The sequence below is a fragment of the Cryobacterium sp. SO1 genome, assembly GCF_004210215.2.
Lineage (GTDB): Bacteria > Actinomycetota > Actinomycetes > Actinomycetales > Microbacteriaceae > Cryobacterium.
Window position 1 is genome coordinate 1,878,230 of the sequence record NZ_CP067394.1, and the last position, 19,283, is coordinate 1,897,512.

Annotated in this window: 19 protein-coding genes, 1 tRNA gene, 1 other RNA gene and 1 pseudogene; 14 read left to right on the forward strand and 8 right to left on the reverse strand. The window is 66.7% G+C overall.

The window, feature by feature from the left end:
- Positions 1 to 4: 4 nt before the first annotated feature.
- The 3 genes from BJQ95_RS08840 to aceE form a co-directional block, all read right to left on the reverse strand.
- On the reverse strand, positions 5 to 925 hold the full coding sequence (locus BJQ95_RS08840) for an ACP S-malonyltransferase (protein WP_130176837.1): 921 nt from the start codon (positions 923 to 925) through the stop codon (positions 5 to 7).
- Between the two features lie 100 nt (positions 926 to 1,025).
- A complete protein-coding gene (locus tag BJQ95_RS08845; RefSeq protein ID WP_205750060.1) occupies positions 1,026 to 2,189 on the reverse strand; it encodes a CdaR family transcriptional regulator in 1,164 nt (387 codons plus the stop codon).
- Positions 2,190 to 2,239: 50 nt separating this feature from the next.
- Positions 2,240 to 4,966, reverse strand: coding sequence for a pyruvate dehydrogenase (acetyl-transferring), homodimeric type (gene aceE, locus BJQ95_RS08850; RefSeq protein ID WP_130176839.1), 2,727 nt, complete (start codon positions 4,964 to 4,966; stop codon positions 2,240 to 2,242).
- 246 nt (positions 4,967 to 5,212) lie between these two features.
- Here aceE and BJQ95_RS08855 point away from each other — a divergent pair, with 246 nt between their 5' ends.
- The 5 genes from BJQ95_RS08855 to BJQ95_RS08875 all read left to right on the forward strand — a co-directional run bounded on the left by BJQ95_RS08855 (position 5,213) and on the right by BJQ95_RS08875 (position 7,756).
- Positions 5,213 to 5,680 carry a peroxiredoxin gene (locus BJQ95_RS08855; RefSeq protein ID WP_130176840.1) on the forward strand — a complete coding sequence of 156 codons (468 nt, stop codon included), beginning with the start codon at positions 5,213 to 5,215 and terminating at the stop codon, positions 5,678 to 5,680.
- Between the two features lie 62 nt (positions 5,681 to 5,742).
- A tRNA-Val gene (locus BJQ95_RS08860) sits at positions 5,743 to 5,815 on the forward strand.
- An 87-nt stretch (positions 5,816 to 5,902) separates the two neighbouring features.
- A complete protein-coding gene (locus BJQ95_RS08865; protein ID WP_240694646.1) occupies positions 5,903 to 6,616 on the forward strand; it encodes a GAF and ANTAR domain-containing protein in 714 nt (237 codons plus the stop codon).
- Between the two features lie 7 nt (positions 6,617 to 6,623).
- Positions 6,624 to 7,334 (forward strand): GAF and ANTAR domain-containing protein, encoded by a 711-nt coding sequence (locus BJQ95_RS08870; RefSeq protein ID WP_130176841.1) that lies wholly within the window; start codon positions 6,624 to 6,626, stop codon positions 7,332 to 7,334.
- Between the two features lie 62 nt (positions 7,335 to 7,396).
- On the forward strand, positions 7,397 to 7,756 hold the full coding sequence (locus tag BJQ95_RS08875; protein WP_130176842.1) for a hypothetical protein: 360 nt from the start codon (positions 7,397 to 7,399) through the stop codon (positions 7,754 to 7,756).
- On the opposite strand, the gene BJQ95_RS08880 is transcribed toward BJQ95_RS08875, so the two are convergent.
- Both BJQ95_RS08880 and BJQ95_RS08885 read right to left on the reverse strand, forming a co-directional pair.
- Positions 7,757 to 8,653 carry a universal stress protein gene (locus BJQ95_RS08880; protein WP_130176843.1) on the reverse strand — a complete coding sequence of 299 codons (897 nt, stop codon included), beginning with the start codon at positions 8,651 to 8,653 and terminating at the stop codon, positions 7,757 to 7,759.
- A complete protein-coding gene (locus tag BJQ95_RS08885) occupies positions 8,650 to 9,519 on the reverse strand; it encodes a universal stress protein (protein WP_165384873.1) in 870 nt (289 codons plus the stop codon). The genes BJQ95_RS08880 and BJQ95_RS08885 overlap by 4 nt, the downstream gene beginning before the upstream one ends.
- Before the next feature lie 152 nt (positions 9,520 to 9,671).
- Between BJQ95_RS08885 and BJQ95_RS08890 the strand changes: the two genes are divergently transcribed.
- The 7 genes from BJQ95_RS08890 to BJQ95_RS08920 all read left to right on the forward strand — a co-directional run bounded on the left by BJQ95_RS08890 (position 9,672) and on the right by BJQ95_RS08920 (position 15,066).
- The gene (locus BJQ95_RS08890) at positions 9,672 to 11,390 is read left to right on the forward strand and encodes a GAF domain-containing protein (protein ID WP_256041597.1); all 1,719 of its coding nucleotides are present in this window, start codon (positions 9,672 to 9,674) and stop codon (positions 11,388 to 11,390) included.
- Positions 11,390 to 12,022: a response regulator transcription factor gene (locus tag BJQ95_RS08895; protein ID WP_130176845.1), complete on the forward strand. Its 633-nt coding sequence runs from the start codon at positions 11,390 to 11,392 to the stop codon at positions 12,020 to 12,022. The genes BJQ95_RS08890 and BJQ95_RS08895 overlap by 1 nt, the downstream gene beginning before the upstream one ends.
- A 12-nt stretch (positions 12,023 to 12,034) precedes the next feature.
- Positions 12,035 to 12,529: a DUF427 domain-containing protein gene (locus tag BJQ95_RS08900; RefSeq protein WP_370688391.1), complete on the forward strand. Its 495-nt coding sequence runs from the start codon at positions 12,035 to 12,037 to the stop codon at positions 12,527 to 12,529.
- 21 nt (positions 12,530 to 12,550) lie between these two features.
- Positions 12,551 to 13,372: a Nif3-like dinuclear metal center hexameric protein gene (locus BJQ95_RS08905; protein ID WP_130176847.1), complete on the forward strand. Its 822-nt coding sequence runs from the start codon at positions 12,551 to 12,553 to the stop codon at positions 13,370 to 13,372.
- 53 nt (positions 13,373 to 13,425) lie between these two features.
- The gene (locus BJQ95_RS08910; protein WP_130176848.1) at positions 13,426 to 14,163 is read left to right on the forward strand and encodes a zinc ribbon domain-containing protein; all 738 of its coding nucleotides are present in this window, start codon (positions 13,426 to 13,428) and stop codon (positions 14,161 to 14,163) included.
- Positions 14,164 to 14,233: 70 nt separating this feature from the next.
- Positions 14,234 to 14,604, forward strand: an RNA gene (gene rnpB / locus BJQ95_RS08915) — RNase P RNA component class A.
- 78 nt (positions 14,605 to 14,682) lie between these two features.
- Positions 14,683 to 15,066: a TIGR02611 family protein gene (locus BJQ95_RS08920; protein WP_130176849.1), complete on the forward strand. Its 384-nt coding sequence runs from the start codon at positions 14,683 to 14,685 to the stop codon at positions 15,064 to 15,066.
- Positions 15,067 to 15,070: 4 nt separating this feature from the next.
- Here BJQ95_RS08920 and ppgK read toward each other — a convergent pair whose 3' ends face one another.
- Complete coding sequence (gene ppgK, locus BJQ95_RS08925) at positions 15,071 to 15,838, reverse strand: polyphosphate--glucose phosphotransferase (RefSeq protein WP_130176850.1); 768 nt, start codon at positions 15,836 to 15,838, stop codon at positions 15,071 to 15,073.
- A 16-nt stretch (positions 15,839 to 15,854) separates the two neighbouring features.
- Complete coding sequence (gene map, locus BJQ95_RS08930) at positions 15,855 to 16,721, reverse strand: type I methionyl aminopeptidase (protein ID WP_130176851.1); 867 nt, start codon at positions 16,719 to 16,721, stop codon at positions 15,855 to 15,857.
- A 12-nt stretch (positions 16,722 to 16,733) separates the two neighbouring features.
- Between map and BJQ95_RS08935 the strand changes: the two genes are divergently transcribed.
- Entirely contained in the window at positions 16,734 to 16,922 is a 189-nt protein-coding gene (locus BJQ95_RS08935) for an SPOR domain-containing protein (RefSeq protein ID WP_130176852.1), read from the forward strand.
- A gap of 18 nt (positions 16,923 to 16,940) precedes the next feature.
- Here BJQ95_RS08935 and panB read toward each other — a convergent pair.
- A pseudogene (gene panB / locus BJQ95_RS08940) lies at positions 16,941 to 17,824 on the reverse strand (3-methyl-2-oxobutanoate hydroxymethyltransferase).
- Between the two features lie 112 nt (positions 17,825 to 17,936).
- Here panB and BJQ95_RS08945 point away from each other — a divergent pair.
- Positions 17,937 to 19,274 (forward strand): glutamine synthetase family protein, encoded by a 1,338-nt coding sequence (locus tag BJQ95_RS08945; RefSeq protein WP_130176854.1) that lies wholly within the window; start codon positions 17,937 to 17,939, stop codon positions 19,272 to 19,274.
- The last annotated feature ends 9 nt before the right edge of the window (positions 19,275 to 19,283 follow it).

Below are 19,283 nucleotides of genomic sequence, written 5' to 3' on the forward strand. Positions count from 1 at the left end.
TGATTCAGGCCTGGTGGTCGATCAGTGCGTACGCAGCGGGCAGGTCATCGGGGGTCTTGATGGCCACGCTCGGGATGCCCCGCAGGGCGCGCTTGGCCAGTCCGACGAGTGCGCCGGCCGGTGTGACCTCGATGATTCCGGTCACTCCGGCGTCGGCAAACGACTGCATGCACAGGTCCCACCGTACCGGCGAGGACACCTGGCCGACGAGCAGGTCGACAAAACGCGACCCCTCCGCGACAGTGCTGCCGTCATGATTCGTCCACAGCGGCAGGGAAGGATCTCGGGGGCGCAGGCCGGTCGCAATGTCGGTGAGGTGTGCCACGGCGGGGCGCATGTACCGGGTGTGGAAGGCTCCGGCGACCTGCATCGGGACGACGCGGCTCTTGGCCGGCGGGTCGGCGGCGAGGGCGGCGAGCGCCTCACGCGCTCCGGCGACCACGATCTGCCCGCCACCGTTGAAATTGGCCGGCTCGAGGCCGAGTTCGTCGAGTCGGGCCAGGAGTTCGGCTTCGTCGCCGCCCAGGACGGCGCTCATCGCGGTGGGCGTGAGGGCGGCGGCTGCCTTCATGGCGCGCCCGCGCTCACCGACGAACGTGAGCGCGTCGGTGGCGCTGAGCACACCGGCCCCGGCGGCGGCGGTGATCTCGCCGACGGAGTGCCCGGCGATGCCTCCGATTGCTGCTCGGCGGCCATCGGAGAAGAGGGCGTTCAAGGCAAGAATCCCGGCGGCCACGATGAGGGGCTGGGCGATCGCGGTGTCGCGGATCGTCTCGGCGTCGGCGGTGGTGCCGGCCGTGACGAGGTCGGTGGCGGACTGCTCCGACATGGCCCGCAACTGGTCGGCATAGGCCGGATTCTGCAACCACGGTTCGAGGAATCCGGGCGTTTGTGAGCCCTGACCGGGACAGACGACAACAATCATTTCCTCAGTCTCCCAACTCGAGGCACAGGGGGCATGTGGAAAATCTACCGAGTATCCGCAAAACGTTTGTCAGATATCGCAAACGGTCCTCTCGCGGCGCTCAGCGGCGACGGGTCGAGCCGTCGTGGTCGCTGATCGAACCGATGATGAGAGCGGACTGCAGGATCAGCGCCTCCCTGGCGCCGGTGGCGTCGTAGCCGATCACGTCCGACACGCGCTTGAGGCGATAGCGCACTGTGTTGGGGTGCACGAACAGTTCCCGCGCGGTCGCTTCGAGAGACCGGCCGTTGTCCAAGTAGCACCACAGTGTGGTGAGGAGTTCGGTGGAATGCGCCTGCAACGGGCGATAGATCCGGTGGATGAGCGTGGCACGAGCGAGCGGATCGCCGGCCAGGGCCCGTTCGGGAAGCAGGTCATCGGCCTGTACCGGCCTGGGCGCGTTTCGCCAGGACCGCGCGACGGCGAAGCCGGCCAGGGCTGCCTTGGCGCTCTTCGAGGCGTCGACGAGGTTGGGAACCTCGTGGCCGAGCACCAGGTGGCCGGGCCCGAAGCTGGGCTCGAGCTGCATCGCGATCTCCATGAAGCTGAGCGACGGGGGCGTGTGGGTGGTCTCGTCGGTCTCCGGGGTGGCCGGGTGGGCGCGGCCGATGACCAGCACCAGCCGGTTGCCCTGCACGCCGATGAGCACGTCAGCTGTCATGTGTCGTGCAGCCCGGCGCAGCTGGTCGACGTCGAGCATTTTCGGCGTCGTGCCGACCAGCACACACACCTCACCGTGGCCGTGCCAGCCGAGGGCCGCGATCCTGCTGGGCAGTTCGTCGTCGTACTCACCACTGAGAATGGAGTCGACGACCAGGGCCTCGAGCCTGGCGTCCCAGAGACCCCTGGCCTCGGCGGCGCGGGCGTAGACATCGGCGGCCCCGAAGGCGATCTCGCGGGAGTACAGCAGGATCGCTTCGCGGAGCGTCTCCGAACCGTCTTTGACGCGCTCTTCGACGACCTCGACCGTGACCCTGATCAGCTGCAGGGTCTGCTGCAGGCTCACCGAGCGGAGCAGCTCCCTGGGGGCGGCTCCGAAGACGTCCGCGGCGATCCACGGTGTCGACCGCGGGTCGTCGTACCAGGAGATGAAGGAGGTGATGCCGGCCTGGGCCACCAGGCCGACGGCGGACCGCCGCCCTGGTGGCATATCGCCATACCAGGGCAGCGTGTCCTCGAGCCGTTTCAGAGTCGCCGTGGACAACTCACCCGAAATCGTGCGCAACCAGGTGAGGGTCTGTTCCTTTGTCTTCGGCGCCGGTGCCACGTTCCGGGTTAGCTCTCGCCACCGGCCGAGCCGGTGGTACCGGCCGAAACGTCGTGCAGGCGGTACTTGTCGATGGCCTGCTGGATGAGGCTGCGGTCCACCTCGCCGCTGTTCGCGAGCTGCTGCAGGGTGCGCACCACCATGGACGGGCCGTCGATCTTGAAGAACCGGCGGGCCGCGGGGCGGGTGTCGGAGAAGCCGAAGTCATCGGCGCCCAGGGTCGCGAAGTCGCCGGGGATGAACTGGCGAATCTGATCCGGTACGGCGTGCATGAAGTCGGAGACCGCCACGAACGGACCGGCCGTGTCAGCGAGCTTGTCGGTCACGTAGGCCGTGCGGGGTTCCTCGTTCGGGTAGAGGAAGTTGTGTTCCTCGGCCGCGAGACCGTCCCGGCGGAGCTCGGCCCAGGAGGTGACCGACCAGACATCGGCGGACACGCCCCAGTCCTGGGCGAGCAGGGCCTGCGCTTCGAGTGCCCAGGGCACCGCGACGCCGGAGGCCAGCAGCTGGGCCTTCGGACCGGCCATATCGGACACCGACACGCGGTGGATGCCGCGGATGATGCCGTCGACGTCGACATCGGCCGGCTCGACGGGCTGGACCTGCGGCTCGTTGTAGACGGTGATGTAGTACATGACGTTCGGGTCGGTGTGGGTGCCGCCGTACATCCGCTCGAGGCCGGAGCGGACGATGTGCCCGATCTCATAGCCGAAGGCGGGGTCGTACGACACGACGGCCGGGTTGGTCGACGCGAGCAGCGGCGAGTGACCGTCGGCGTGCTGCAGGCCTTCACCCGTGAGGGTGGTCCGGCCGGCGGTCGCGCCGATCATGAAGCCCCGGGCCATCTGGTCTCCGGCAGCCCACATGGCGTCGCCGGTGCGCTGGAAACCGAACATCGAGTAGAACACGTACACCGGGATGAGCGGTTCACCCTGGGTGGCGTACGACGTTCCGACGTTCGTGAACGCGGCGAGGGCGCCGGCCTCGTTGATGCCGACGTGGAGGATCTGGCCCTGCGGGCTCTCCTTATAGGCGAGCAGCTGGGCGTGGTCCACCGAGGTGTAGTGCTGGCCGTTGGGGTTGTAGATCTTCGCGTTCGGGAAGAACGCGTCGATGCCGAAGGTGCGGGCTTCGTCGGGGATGATCGGCACGATGCGGTGGCCGAAGTCCTTCGAGCGCAGCAGCTCCTTGAGCAGGCGGACGAACGCCATGGTCGTGGCGATCTCCTGGGTGCCTGAACCCTTCTTGGTGACGGCGTAGGTGGAGTCGTTCGGCAGGTTGATCTGGGTGAACTTGCTCCGGCGCTCGGGCAGGTAGCCACCGAGAGCGCGGCGCCGCTCGTGCATGTACTCGATCGCCTCGTCGTTCTCACCGGGGGTGTAGTACGGCGGCTGGTACGGGTTCGCCTCGAGCTGGGCATCCGTGATCGGCACGTGCATGCTGTCGCGGAACGTCTTGAGGTTGTCCAGCGTCATCTTCTTCATCTGGTGGGTCGCGTTGCGGCCTTCGAAGCTCGGGCCCAGGCCGTAGCCCTTGACCGTCTTAGCGAGGATGACCGTCGGCTGGCCCTTGTGCTCCGACGCAGCCTTGAACGCCGCGTAGACCTTGCGGTAGTCGTGCCCGCCGCGCTTGAGGTTCCAGACCTGATCGTCGGTGTAGCCCTCCACGAGCTGAAGCGCGCGCGGGTCGCGGCCGAAGAAGTTCTCGCGCACGTAGGCGCCGCTCTCGGCCTTGTAGGTCTGGTAGTCACCGTCCGTGGTGACGTTCATCAGGTTCAGCAGGGCGCCGTCGGTGTCGCGGGAGAGCAGGTCGTCCCACTCGCGGCCCCAGACCACCTTGATGACGTTCCAACCGGCACCGCGGAAGAAGCTCTCGAGCTCCTGGATGATCTTGCCGTTGCCGCGGACAGGGCCGTCGAGGCGCTGCAGGTTGCAATTGACGATGAAGTTGAGGTTGTCGAGTCCCTCGTTCGCGGCGACCTGGAGCTGGCCGCGGCTTTCGACCTCGTCCATCTCGCCGTCGCCCAGGAACGCCCAGACCTGCTGGTCGCTGGCGTCCTTGATGCCTCGATTGGTCAGGTAACGGTTCAGCTGTGCCTGGTAGATCGCGTTGATCGGGCCCAGGCCCATTGACACCGTCGGGAACTGCCAGAACTCCGGCATCAGGCGCGGGTGCGGGTAAGACGAGATGCCGTCCGGGGCGTGGGACTTCTCCTGGCGGAACCCGTCCAGCTGGTTGGCGCTGAGGCGGCCCTCGAGGAAGGCACGGGCGTAGGTGCCGGGGGAGGCGTGGCCCTGGATGAAGATCTGGTCGCCGCCACCGGGGTGGTCCTGGCCGCGGAAGAAGTGGTTGAAACCGGTCTCGTACAGAGCGGCGGACGAGGCGTACGTCGAGATGTGGCCACCGACGGCGATGCCGGGCCGCTGGGCGCGGTGCACGAGCACGGCGGCATTCCAGCGGATCCAGGCTCGGTAACGGCGCTCGATGTCTTCATCGCCGGGGAAGTCCGGCTCGTTGGACGAGGCGATGGTGTTGATGTAGTCCGTGGTGGGCACCATCGGAACGTTCAGGTGTAATTCCTTGGACCGCTTGAGCAGGCTGAGCATGATCTCGCGGGCCCGGCCCGGGCCGTTGGCCGCGACCAGCGCGTCGAGAGATTGCGACCATTCGCTGGTCTCATCCGGATCGGCGTCTGAGTTGTCCATTGAGTATGGGTCTTGGTCGTTGACAGTCACACTCGACCTCTTTCTGTAGGGCAGATCGTGTGGGGGAAGGATCGTGCCTGGTTAGGCGTGCCGGACAGAGCTAGGTCGGGTCACGACCGAAAGGCACCACGTCAGCCTAGTGATTCTTGCTGGGAAGCGCGCACGGCGATGAGGGCCGGATCGCGGCGACCCTGTCGTGTTGGTGAAGCCTTCGTCGGCGGCTAGGCTTGCCCCCCGTATTCAGCCATCGTCCCCCGATGGCCGGAAAGGACACCCATGGCTCTGGAGAATGACACGCAGGCACCCGATTTCGAGCTCGTCAGCCAGTACGGCGAGCGAATCCAGCTCAGCCGGTATCGGGGTGAGAAGTCCGTGGCGCTGGTGTTCTTCCCCCTGGCCTTCTCCGGAATCTGCAGCGGTGAACTCTGCGAGTTGCGCGACAACCTCGCCCTCTTCGCCGACAACAGCGTCGAGCTGATCGGCATCTCGGTGGATTCCCGGCACACCCTGCGGGCCTGGGGCGATCAGCAGGGCTACGGGTTCACTCTGCTCGCGGATTTCTGGCCGCACGGTGCCGTGGCGAAGGAATACGGCGTCTTTCTCGACGATAAGGGCTTCGCCAACCGGGCGACCTTCCTGATCGACCCGAACGGCATCATCAGGGCGAGTTTCATCACGGCACCTGGGGAGGCCCGCTCACTGGCGGCGTACCGGGCCGCACTGCACGAGCTGCAGCCGGCCTGACTTTTGCAGGCGCCGCCAAAGTCGCTAAGCTCGTTCCATCCCGTTCCGGCCTCGCCGGGTGGGGGCCTTTAGCTCAGTTGGTAGAGCGCCACGTTTACACCGTGGATGTCATCGGTTCGAGCCCGGTAGGGCCCACTCTCTTCCGGCGGCCTCCGAAGCCCGTCAGTAATGAGGTCACCTTGGCAGTAGCGCGCACGGAGCGCGTTCTCCCCGTGATGACACATGTCTGAGCATCCGGCTTTCGGTGCCGCCGTCAAGGACCTGACCGGCGCGGTCGATGGACGCACCAGTCTGTGCCTGCCGTTCCTGCAGGTGCTGCCGGTGACCGGCGTCGCCGTGTCCACCCTCGGTGCCCCGTTCGGCTCCGAAACCGTCTGCGCAAGCGACGCGCAGGCGGCCAGACTCGATGAACTGCAGTTCGACCTGGGTGAGGGCCCGTGTTGGGATGCGCGCTCCAGCGGTCGACCGGCTTTGCACGCGGACCTGCAGATGGATTCCTCGAGGTGGCCCCTGTTCGCGGAGGCGGTCTCGGGCTCGGGCGTCGGAGCGATCTACGCGTTCCCCCTTGCGCTCGGGTCGCTGAGCATCGGCGCGATCGACCTCTACGCGCACTCACCGCTGTCACTGTCGTCGACCCAGGTCGTGGATGCCACGGTGCTCGCCGCCATCTGTTCGCGCCAGGTGCTGCGACGGGCGCTAGCTGACCATCCCCTGGCCTCGTCGGCGTCGGACGACGGCGGTTTCTCCCGCCGAGAAGTACACCAGGCCACCGGCATGGTGCTGGCCCAACTCGGTGTCAACGCCGCGGATGCGCTCCTGATCATCAACGGCTACGCCTTCGCCCGGGGACGCACCGTGCGCGACGTGGCAGCCGACATCGTCGCCCGTCGAATCGACTTCGCCGAGGAATGGTCCAATCCGTCCGAGTCATTATGATGGTGTGATGGCGACACAGACACGCGAGGGCCGACTCGTCGAGGCCTTCGTGACTCTCGCCGACACGCTTGTGGTCGGCTATGACCTGGTGGATCTGTTGCACACCCTGGTGTCCCACTGCGTCCTCCTTTTCGACGCCTCGGCCGCTGGCATCATCCTGACCGACGATCAGGAATTCGAAGTGATCGCCTCGACTAACGAGCGCAGCCGCCTCGTCGAGATCCTTCAACTCCGCAGCGGCTCCGGACCGTGCGTCGAGAGTGTGATCACCGGACGCGCCGTGACCGTCCCCGACATCGACGCGTCAGGGCCGAAGTGGCCACGTTTTCGCGCCGGAGCGCTCGAGCAGGGATTCGGTTCGATGTTCTCGGTGCCGATGCGCCTGCGTGCGACCACGATCGGCTCGCTGAACCTGTTCTGGGACCGAACCGGCGGGCTTCCCGTCGATGACGCGGCCACCGTGCAGGCCCTGGCGGATGTGGCCACCATCGGGATCCTCCAGGAGCGTGCGTTGCGGGAAAGCGATGTGGCGCGAGAGCAGCTGCAGTTCGCTCTGAGCAGCCGTGTCGTCATCGAACAGGCTAAGGGCGTCGTGGCTTACACCCGGGGCGCGAACATGGATGAGGCGTTCACCTTGATGCGCCAGCACGCCAGGTCCAACGGCCTGCCGCTGGCCGAGGTGGCCGCACGGATCGTCAGCGGAGACCTCGCGCTTTAGCCGTTGCGGACGTAGTATCTCTCTATAGCCCCGGACCCCGGCTGCAGCACGCGACAATTTCCGTGATCAGCAGGGGACACACAATGAAACGCATTTATCACCCCGGGGGTTCCATCGTCACCGGCAGCGCACTCGCCGATGCCGTGATGCTGTATGCCGAAGCGCTGAGCAACCGCCAGGAAACCGATGTTGTCGATATTCCGGTGATCGCCTCAGACGGTAGCCACGGGCGGGCGCAATTCCTGATCGGTTCTTCCAGTCAGCTGGTCAGCGTGACCAGCGCTGACGGCGAATCAGAACTCACCGAGACCGAAACAATCCAGGCGCTGCAGGACAAGGTGCGGGCGAACGCTATGTACCCGTCACTGGTGTGGGCGGGCGCCCCGATGGGATCTCCGCAGTTCGACGAGTTCGACTACTGATCAGGCGCTGGCCGCCCACGACAAGGACGCGGTGTCGCTCGTGTTGCCGACCCCCCGCGCGATGAGGACAGGGACGTTGATGTTCATCAGCACATCATGGGTGACCGAGCCGATCAGGGTGTTCTCGCCGTGCCGCGCTGACACGCCCAAGATCAGCAGGGCGGCGTCGAAACTGGCGTCGAGGAGGGCCTCGGCGGGGTCCCGGTGCGCGATCCGGCGCCGCACGGTGATCCGCGAAGCCGTCGCAGCGGCCACGGCCGCGGCGTCCTGCATCAGTCGTGCGGTCTGCGGGCTGCGGTCATCCGCGGAATCGTTCCGCCCGGATTCGGAGCGGGACGCGTCGGAGCGGGGAGAGCCTGGAGGCGCGTGCACCAGGAGCAGATCCTGGTCCAACCGGTCTGCCTCCTGCGCGCCCATTCGCACCGCGGGGATCGACCCGTCGGTGCCGTCCACGCCGACGACCACGTCGTGGCGGGAGTCGAGGGTCGTGTCGGGCACGATGGCCACGGAACAACGCGCCGCAGAAGCGATCTGCACGCTGCGGGAGCCGAGCACCCGGCCTCGGAGGAAACCAGTCTTGTGGGTGCCGACGATCAGGAGGTCCTCAGGGCTGGGCAGTGTGGCCAGCGCCCATGCGGTGCCGCCGTGCACAATCCGCGTGGTGAGGGTCACCCCGGTATGCAGTTCGGCGACCCGGGCGGACTCCTCGATGAGGAGCTCGCGCGCCTGGCGCTCGGCATCGGCGGCAGCGTCGCGCCCGACCAGGCCCCACTCGTCGTCAACGGTGTTGACCAGCACCACGGCGGCATTGCGTTCGGCGGCCCGGCGGACCCCCCAGCGCAGCGCGGCGCGGCTCGGCCCTGAGCCGTCGACGCCGATGTAGTAGGTGGCGCTCATGAGGATGCCCCCGCTCCACTCTGTTCGGCGGCACGACGGCTGCGCGGAACGACGATCACCGGGCACGGCATGTTCAGGAGCACATCGTGACTCACCGAACCGAGGATGAGGCCGGCAACGGCACCGCGCCCATGAGTGCCGACAACAAGAAGAGCTGCCGTCGCGGCGGCCTCGACCAGTGCAGGCGCCGCGGGCCCCTGCAGCAGAGCCGTGGATGCGACGACCGACGGGTGGTCGGACTTGACCCGCTGAAAGGCACGCAAGACGATGTCCTCGTGGGCTTCCACCAGGGCATCGAAGGGCACGGCGGCACCGAAGTCCACGCCGAGGGTGGCCGGAATCGACCAGGCATGCACAAGCTCGAGCTGGACACCGCGCCGGGCGGCCTCAGCCACCGCGACCTCGAGGGGGGCGTCCATGGTTCCGTCGTCCTCGATTCCCACGACGACCTTCTCGCCGCGGGACACCCATTCGGCCGGAATGACGGCGACGGCGCAGAGTGCGTGGGCGGCCAGCCGAAGGGGCAGTGTGCCGTGCACCGCCCCAACCAGGGTGCTGGTCTTGTTCGTGCCGATGACCAGCAGGTCGGCCTCGGCCGAGGCCCGGACCAATTCGTCCACCGGAGCCCCCCGCCGCACGACACTGGTCGCCTTGACCTCGGGAAAGTTCTGCGCCACATAGCGGCTGGCCTCGGCCAGGGCACGTTCGTACACGGGTTGGAAGTCATCCTCCGGGCCGCCGACCGGCGACCAGCCGAGTTCAACCACGGTGGTCAGCTCCAGGTGCAGGGGCACCTGCTCTGCCCGGGCCAACGCCCAGTTCAGGGCGACCCGGCTCGCCGGACCCCCGTCAACGGCTACGATCACTCGCTCAACCATGAGTTGATCTCCAGTTCTTCCCGGGGTGCTTCGGGAGATGCCACGCCTCCAGAATGCGTCGGACCGCTGAACTGCGAAAGGGCCGAAGGTCCCAGTCAGGTACACTTTGCTCTAGCTCCGAACGAAAGGGGACGCATTCCGTGACCGTTCCTGAGACCAGGCTTTCCTTCCCGGACGGGCCGCGGTCCGCACTGGATCAGGCGCTGTCCGAACTCGTCTTGAACGCCCAGAAGGTGCTTGCCACACAGGGCCGGCTGCGCAGCCTGCTGCAGGCCAGCCAGGCTGTTGTCGAGGAACTTGATCTCGCCGCCGTCCTACGTCGCATCGTCGACGTCGCCGTCGACCTGGTCGGAGCGCAGTATGGCGCGTTGGGGGTCATCGCCCCGAACGGCAATCTGGAGCAATTCATCCACGTCGGCATTCACGACGAACTGGCCGTCCGAATCGGTCACCTGCCCGCCGGCCATGGCCTGCTCGGTGCTCTCATCGACGATCCGCACGCCATCCGGCTGACCCACCTGGGCGAGGACGCCCGGTCCTCCGGCTTCCCGGCGCACCACCCTCCGATGGACAGCTTCCTCGGCGTGCCCGTGCGAGTGCGCGGGGAGGTATACGGCAACCTCTATCTCTCCAACCAGCTGTCCGGGGCCTTCAGCGAAGAGGACGAGGAACTACTCACGGCCCTGGCCGCAACGGCGGGGATCGCGATCGATAACGCCCGGCTGTTCGACGAAACCCGCCGCAGGCAGCGCTGGTCGGCGGCGTCGGCCGAGATCAGCGCAGCGCTCCTCTCCGACCGGGCTGACGCCTCCCTCGAACTGCTTGCCGACCGATTCGCGTCGCTCGCCGACGCCGACCTCGTGTGCGTGGTCCTGGCCGCGGGCGAGACCACTCTCATCGTGGACACCGCCAGGGGAAAACTCGCCAAGCAGGTGAAGGGCCTGGTGATCCCGTCGGCCGGAACCACCGTGGGCCGCGCGTTCGAGAGCGGCCAGCCCATCCTCACCGCCGACGGCGGGGCAAGCCTCGACCAGCCGGACGCTCAGCTGGTGCTCGGCCCGACGATGGTGATCCCGTTGCTGGCCTCCGGTCGCACCCACGGTGTCATGACAGTGTCCCGCTCTGCCGGGCGCCCGCGCTTCACGACCTCCGACCTGGAGATGGCCGCGGACTTCGCCGGTCAGGCCAGCGTCGCGCTCGAGCTCGCCCGCGGCCGCTCAGCCGGACAGAAGCTCGCCCTGCTCGAAGACCGCAGCCGGATCGCGCGTGACCTGCACGACAACGTCATCCAGCGCGTCTTCGCGGCCGGCATCGGGCTGCAGGCCATCAGCGGGTCGGTCGACGACCCCGAGGTCCGGGAACGGATCATCGAGGAGGTCGTGGCACTCGACGTCGCGATCGTCGAGATCCGTACCGCCATCTTCGCCCTGACCGCCCAGACCAGCCGTGACCGCGGCTCGATCCGGCACCGCGTCATTGATCTGCTCAGTGAACTAGCCTCCCTGTTCGAGCAGACTCCACGGCTCGTCTTCACCGGCCCGATCGACCTGCTGACCCCGCCGGACATGTCAGATGACATAGCCGCGGTCATCCGCGAGGGCCTGATGAACGTGATCCGCCACGCCGAGGCGACCGAGACGGTGGTCAACCTCAGTGTCGCGGACGACCTCGTGGTGATCGAGGTCGTCGACAACGGCATCGGAGTCGTCGAATCCGACCGGCGCAGCGGCCTGGCCAACCTGGCGGTCAGAGCCGAGCACTGGGGCGGCGACGTCGTGCTGGAGAACCGAGCCAGGGGCGGCAGCCGACTGCGCTGGACCGCCCTCATCGAACCCGAACTTGTACGAAAGGAATCGTGATGATCCGAGTCTTCCTCGTGGATGACCACGAAGTCGTGCGCCGCGGAATCGCGGACATGATCAACGCCGAGCCCGACCTCGAGGTCGTCGGCGAGGCATCAACCGCACGGCAGGCGGTGGCCAGGGTGGCCGCGACGGTACCTGACGTTGCCGTACTCGATGTGCGCTTGCCCGACGGCAGCGGCATCGACGTGTGCCGCACGATCCGGTCGGCCAATCCGGTGGTGCAGTGCCTCATGCTCACCGCCTATGACGACGACGAGGCCAGCTATTCGGCAGTGCTGGCAGGCGCGTCCGGCTACGTCCTCAAGGACATCCGTGGGCAGCACCTCGTCGAGTCCATCCGCCGGGTTGCCAGGGGGGAGTCTCTGGTACAGAAGGCGGTCACCCGCAAAGTGGTCACCGAACTGACAGGAACGGCCGCCGACTCGCCGGTGTCCAACCTGACCACCAGGGAACGCCAGGTACTCGAACTGATCGCGGAGGGACTGACGAACCGCCAGATCGGCGACCAGCTGGACCTGGCCGAGAAGACCGTCAAGAATTACGTGTCGGGCCTGCTCGCCAAGCTCGGCATGGCCAGGCGCACCCAGGCCGCCGTGTACGGCGCCGGGCTGCGCCCCAGGCAGTAGCCGATGTCTGTGATGAAGCGGCACCCTGACGTGCCGGGCCCTGGCCAGGAATCGGTCTGGGACTATCCGCGGCCGCCGCGGGTGGAGCCGAGCGGCGAACACCTGGTCCTGCGGTTCAACGGCGCCGTCATCGCCGACACCCGGGACAGCTTCAGGGTGCTCGAAACCAGCCATCCGCCCACCTATTACCTGCCCAGGTCCGCATTCGCAGACGGTGTGCTCACTCCGGTCAACGGGCACAGCGTCTGCGAATACAAGGGCCTGGCGTCGTATCTCAGCATCGTCGTGGGTGACCGCCTGGCCGATGCCGTGGCGTGGTACTACCCCCATCCCCTCGCCGGCTTCGAGTCGCTGGCCGGGCGGGTGGCCGTGTACCCCGGCCGATTGGAGGAGTGCACGGTGGACGGCGAGGTTGTGCGCGCCCAGCCGGGCGACTTCTACGGCGGGTGGATCACCGACCGCATCGTCGGCCCGTTCAAGGGTGCGCCGGGCACGCTGGGGTGGTGACTCGGCGACTAGGCTGGTGAGGTGTCATTCTCGCTCGCTGAAGTCGCCCGGGTTTCCCATGATCTGTGGCCGTTGTCCGGTGCGGAGGACTGGGACGCGCCGGGCCTGATCAGCGGCGACCCCGCCGGCCGGGTGGAGTCCATCCTGCTTGCCGTCGACGTGGTCGCTGATACCGTCGCGGAGGCGATCTCCTCCGGCGCCGACCTGTTGCTGGCCCACCACCCGCTCCTGCTCCGCGGGGTCACCAGCGTGGCCGAAGACCGCTACAAGGGCGCAATGCTGGCCCGCCTGATCCGGGCGGACTGCGGCCTCCTCGCCGCGCACACCAACGCCGATGTCGTCGAAGACGGTGTCTCGGATGTCATCGCCCAACGCCTCGGACTGGTCGACGTTCGGCCGATCACGGCCGGTTCGCTCCCCGGCACCGGAATCGGCCGGGTCGGCCGGCTCCCCAAGCCCACGACTCTCGGTCTGCTTGCCCGGAGTCTCGCGGGACTGATTCCGCCGACGGCGACGGGCGTGCGCGTGGCCGGGGGCTACGCCGATACGATCGAGACCGTCGCGCTGTGCGGCGGCGCCGGCGACTCGCTGTTGCGGGAGCCCGCCGTGCGCTCAGCCGACGTCTTCATCACCTCCGACCTCCGCCATCACCCGGCGTCGGAATCCAGGGAGCAGTCGATCCTCGCCGGGGTTGGCCCCGCCCTCATCGACGTGTCACACTGGGCCAGCGAATGGCTCTGGTTGGACGTGGCCGCCGCGGCGCTGCGGAGCAGATTGCCCGGCATTCGTGTCGAGGTCAGCGAAGTACGGACCGACCCCTGGGATTTCGCCGTAACCCAGTGAGCTCAGCTCGCCCCCGTACATTTCAACTCCATGAACATGAAGGTCAGGACAACGTGAAGGCATCTCCCACTGAGCAGAAAGAGCTCCTGCGGCTCCAGGCCCTCGACATCAAGCTGCAGCAGGTCGAACACCAGGCCAAGGCTCTGCCGCAGCATGCCGAGCTCGTCGCCCTCGGTCGCGGTCTCGACGCGTCCAAGACGGTGCTCACGGGCCGTGCCGGCGAGGTCGAAGACGCCCAGATCGAACTGCGCCGCATCGAGTCCGACGTCGCGGTGGTCGAAAAGCGCATAGCCCGGGACACCGACCGCGCCCAGCACACCTCCTCCATCAAGGACGTCCATGCTCTGGAGAGCGAGCTCAAGGCTCTGGGGGCGCGCCTGGTCACGCTCGAGGACATCGAACTCGCCGTGATGGAACGACTCGAGGAGAAGGAAGCGGCCCTCGCCGAGACCGAGGCCGAGCGGGCAGCGGTGGCCGGCCGGGTTGCTGGTATCGAGGCCGACCGCGACCTGCTGCTGGTTAATCTGAACCGTCAGCTCGGCGAGCTGGCCAGGGACCGGGTTGCCATCGTCTCCGCCATCGGCGCCGACCTGGCCGCCCTGTACGAAAAGCGGCGGGTGGCCGGTCGCGGAAACGCGGCATCCCTGTTGCGCGCCCGCACCTGCAGCGGTTGCACCATGACCCTGACCGGAAACGACCTGGAAGAGGTACGTGCCGCACCCGCCGACGACATCGTCTTCTGCCCGGATTGCGGTGCCATCCTGGTGCGCACCGAGGAATCCGGCATCTGAGCCTGACCCATGGCCGCGCCTCGGCCTGGTACCGAGAGGTGGCCGGGGAGCTGTAGGCTCGACGACGGAATGGGTCGACAAGACGGTCGCGTCATCCGGGCTTTCGGGCCCGTGATGCCGAGGAACGTCCGGGCTCCACAGAGCAGGACGGTGGGTAACACCCACCCGGGGCAACCCGCGAGACAGTGCCACAGAAAGTAGACCGCCACCGGCGCAAGCCGGCGGTAAGGGTGAAACGGTGGTGTAAGAGACCACCAGCGGCCAGGGTGACCTGGCCGGCTAGGTAAACCTCGTCCGGAGCAAGGTCGAACAGGAAACGCCAAGGCGGCTCGCCGAGTTTCCGGGTAGACCGCTAGAGGGCTGCGGCAACGTAGTCCCGAGATAGATGGCCGTCCACGGTGCAAACCAGGACAAAACCCGGCGTAACAGTCGGCCCATTCCCTCCTCGAACCTGTGAGTTGTGCGGGAGGGGCCGGCAGGTATGGCGTATTTCCCAGGCGGTGGTTCTACGCTCATTCCATGAGCACATCCGTGTCCCAGCCTGGCGCCGTCGAAACGCTCCGCCCCGTAGACCCGCGCGCTGGGGCAGGCCCCGGTGGGTTTCTGCAGCGCGTTCGTGCTCTGTTGCGCCGGTCGCGGGCCTGGATCCACCGGCACCCGCGCCTCCATGCCCCGTACCGGCTGCTTGTCGCGCTGGCCGGGTTGGCTGTGGTCGTCGTCGGCCTGATCCTGGTGCCTCTGCCCGGCCCGGGCTGGCTGATCGTCTTCGTGGGCGTCGCCGTCCTCGGCACGGAGTTTCCCGCCGCCCACCGGCTCACGCAGGGGGTCCGCCGGCTTGCGCACCGGGTCCGGCTCTGGTGGCGAGCCCGCCGTCAGCGCCAGTCCACCCGGGCGTACAGCTGAACGTTTAAACGCTGACCGGTGCGTGTTTGACGGCCAGCGCGGCTGCGCCGAGGATCCCGGCGTTGTTGCGGTGAACGGCGGGAATGATCCTGGTGTTCAGGTGTAACAGCGGGAGGAAGTTCTCGTGGTGCTTCGACACGCCGCCGCCGACAATGAACAGGTCCGGCGTGAACAGGGACTCCAGCTTGGAGTAGTACTTCTGCAGGCGTAAGGCCCACTTGTCCCAGCTGAGGTTGTCCCGTTCCTTGGCGGAGAACGCCGCGCGGGTCTCGTAATCGACCCCGTCGATTTCCAGGTGGCCGAGTTCGGTGTTGGGCACGAGTGCTCCGTCGTTGATCAGAGCGGTCCCGATCCCGGTGCCCAGAGTGGTGAGCAGAACCACACCGTTCACACCCTTCGCGGCACCGAACATGGACTCCGCGTATCCGGCCGCGTCAGCGTCGTTGACAAAATGGATGGGGACCCCGAGGCCCTTCTCGAACAGGTTCTCCGCGGCAAGACCGATCCACCTGTCGGACACATTGGCCGCCGACATCGTGTGGCCGTTCTTGACGACCGCGGGGAAGCACACCCCGATGGGCAACTCGCCGGCCCCGGCCGACACCGTTGCGAGCAGCTGGCGGGTGGTCTCGATGATGTCCTGGGGGCGGCCGCCCTTTGGAGTGGGCAGCTTGAGACGGTCGGAGAGCAGGGCCCCAGTGGCCAGGTCGACCACCGCCCCTTTGATTCCGGTTCCGCCGATGTCGATGCCGATGGCAGTGGTTGAACTCATGGAGTCAATCTACCTGCTACGGCAGCGTCAGGATTTCGGCACCGCGTTCGGTGACCACGAGGGTGTGCTCGAATTGCGCGGTGATGCTGCGGTCCCGGGTGAGCACAGTCCAGTCGTCCTCCCACATGTCCCATTCGCTGGTCCCGAGGGTCAGCATCGGTTCGATGGTGAAGACCATGCCCACCTTCATCACGGTGTCGTACTGCGGTGCAGAGTCGTAGTGCGGGATGATCAGACCCGAATGGAAGGCGTCGCCGACTCCGTGTCCGGTGAAGTCGCGAACGACGCCGTAACCGAACCGTCTGGCGTACGACTCGATGGTGCGGCCGATCACATTCACCTGCCGGCCGGGTGCGACGGCCTTAATGCCGCGAGCGAGGGCCTCCCGGGTGCGATCGACGAGAAGGGTGACCTCTTCGGTGGCCTCGCCGACGATGAAGGTCACATTCGAATCGCCGTGCACGCCGTTCTTGTAGGCGGTGATGTCGATGTTGACGATGTCACCGTTCTCCAGCACGGTGTCGTCGGGGATTCCGTGGCAGATGACCTCGTTGACCGAGGAACACAACGACTTCGGGTAGCCGCGATAGCCCAGCGTGGAAGGGTACGCGTCGTTCCGGGTCAGGAACTCATGACCGACCCTGTCCAGCTCCTCGGTCGTGACGCCGGGCCGCACGGCCCGCCCGACCTCCTGGATCGCTTCCGCAGCGATCCGACCGGACTCCCTGATCAACAAGATCCGCTCGGGGGAGTACACGTCGGATCCGGTGAACCGGGCCGGTGCGGTGCGACCGACGTACTCTGGGCGAACGATGTGGGCGGGAACGGAGCGGTGGCTGGACACGGCTCCCGGAATGAGATGACCGATTGAATCCTTAGGCATAGGATCAAGCTTATGGCCGAAGAAGCTGATCACCAGTTCTGGTACAACATGCGCACGGGCGCTGTCGAGAAGGGAATGCTGTCCCCGTCAGCCGACAGGGTCGGACCGTTTTCGACGTTCGACGAGGCGACGCATGCGCTCGACAAACTGCGAGCCAACAGCGCCAAGTGGGCCGAGGAAGACGAGGGGGAGGACCGCTGAGGTCCAGCCCCTGCCCAACTACTCGTAGCTGTGCTCTGGACCAGGGTAGGCGCCGGACTCGACGTCTCCCTTGAAGGCGTGCACGGCGTCGGTGAGAACCGAGCGCATGTTCGCGTACTGCCGCACGAACCGGGGCACCCTGCCCTGGGTCATCCCGGCGAAATCGGTCCAGACCATGAGTTGGCCGTCCACGCCGGGTCCGGCGCCGACCCCGATGGTGGGGATCTCCAGGCGCTCGGTGACCTGCGCCGCGATGCCGGCCGGCACCATCTCCAACACGACAGCGAACGCGCCGGCATCCTGAACGGCGAGGGCGTCCGTGATCAGTTGTTCGGCACCGGCGCCGCGACCCTGGATCATGTGGCCGCCCAGGCCGTGCTCACTCTGCGGGGTGAAGCCGATATGGGCCATGACCGGGATGCCTGCTGACACGATACGAGAAATCTGCTTCCGGCTGCGCACGCCCCCTCGAGCTTCACCGCGTGGGCCTGGGCCTCCTTCATGAAGCGAACCGCGGTGTGCAGTGCCTCTGAGGGGCCGGTTTCGTAGGTGCCGAACGGCATGTCCGCCACGACCAGAGCCCTGGTCACGGCCCTGGCCACGGCGCGGGTGAGCGGGATGAGTTCGTCGACGGTGACGGGCAGGGTGGTCTCGTAACCGAAGACGTTGTTCCCGGCGGAATCGCCCACCAGCAGGAAGTCGATGCCGGCCTGATCGAAGATCTGGGCGGTCATCATGTCGTAGCTGGTCAGGCCGGTGATCGGGATGCCCTGCTGCTTCGCGTTCTGGAAATGCCTGGTGCGCACACGCTTGGGACCAGGGGCGGCGCTGGGAGTTGCAGTGGCGTATGGATTCTGCACCTCGACGGCATTGGCGGCATCTGGCGTGGCGGAGTCTGGCATGTGCTCAGTGTACTCAGCGGCCCATTCCGCTGTCATTCGCGCCTCGATCAGCCGGTTCTCGCGCGTACGCCGTCGGCAGCCGGTAGCCTAGGAGCAACAAGAAAGGGCGTGAATGGACAAGCAGCGCGACTTCGTTCTTCGGACCATCGAGGAACGGGGCATCAAGTTCATTCGACTATGGTTCACCGATGTGGTCGGCACCCTGAAGTCGGTCGCCATCGCACCGGCCGAGGTCGAGGGTGCGTTCGCCGAGGGACTGGGTTTTGATGGTTCAGCGATCGAGGGACTGACTCGCTCGTTCGAGGCCGACGTACTGGCCCACCCGGACCCCACCACGTTCCAGATCCTGCCGTGGCGGGGCGAGGTAGACCCCACCGCCCGCATGTTCTGCGACATCACCACGCCCGATGGCCAGCCCGCCGTCGCCGATCCCCGGAACGTGCTCAAGCGCACCCTGGCGAAGGCCGCCGAACGCGGTTTCACCTTCTACACCCACCCGGAAATCGAGTTCTACCTGCTCAAGTCGTCGAAGTTCGGCAAGAACGGACCGGTACCGGTTGATTCCGCCGGCTACTTCGACAACGTCCCCGGCGGCACGGCGCACGACTTCCGGCGCCGGTCGGTGCGGATGCTCGAGGACCTCGGCATCTCGGTTGAGTTCAGCCACCACGAGGCCGGCCCGGGCCAGAACGAGATCGACCTGCGCTACGCGGATGCCCTTACCACCGCTGACAACATCATGACGTTCCGCACCGTGATCAAGGAAGTGGCCATCGAGCAGGGCGTCTACGCGACGTTCATGCCCAAGCCGCTGTCGGACCAACCGGGCTCCGGAATGCACACCCACCTTTCCCTGTTCGAAGGCGACACCAACGCGTTCTATGAAGCCGGTGCGCAGTACCAGCTGTCCGCAACCGGTCGCCAGTTCATTGCCGGCCTGCTGCGCCACGCGCCGGAGATCACCGCCGTAACCAACCAATTCGTGAACTCGTACAAACGGCTGTGGGGCGGCGACGAAGCCCCGAGCTTCGTGTGCTGGGGCCACAACAACCGGTCCGCGCTGATTCGCGTGCCGCTGTACAAGCCCAACAAGGGCCAGAGCTCGCGCATCGAGTACCGCGCGATCGATTCGGCGGCCAACCCGTACCTCGCGTACTCCCTCATGCTCGCCGCCGGGCTCAAGGGCATCGAAGAGGGCTACGAACTTCCGCCGGAGGCCGAGGACAACGTGTGGGGGCTCAGCGACACCGAACGTCGCGCGCTCGGTTACCACCAGCTGCCCGCCAGCCTCGACCACGCCATCCAGTACATGGAGGAGTCCGAACTGGTCGCCGAAACGTTGGGAGAACATGTGTTCAACTACGTCCTGCTGAACAAGCGCCAGGAATGGCGCGAGTACCGGTCCCAGGTCACCCCATTCGAACTCACAAAGAACCTCGAGATGCTTTAAGGGCGAGGT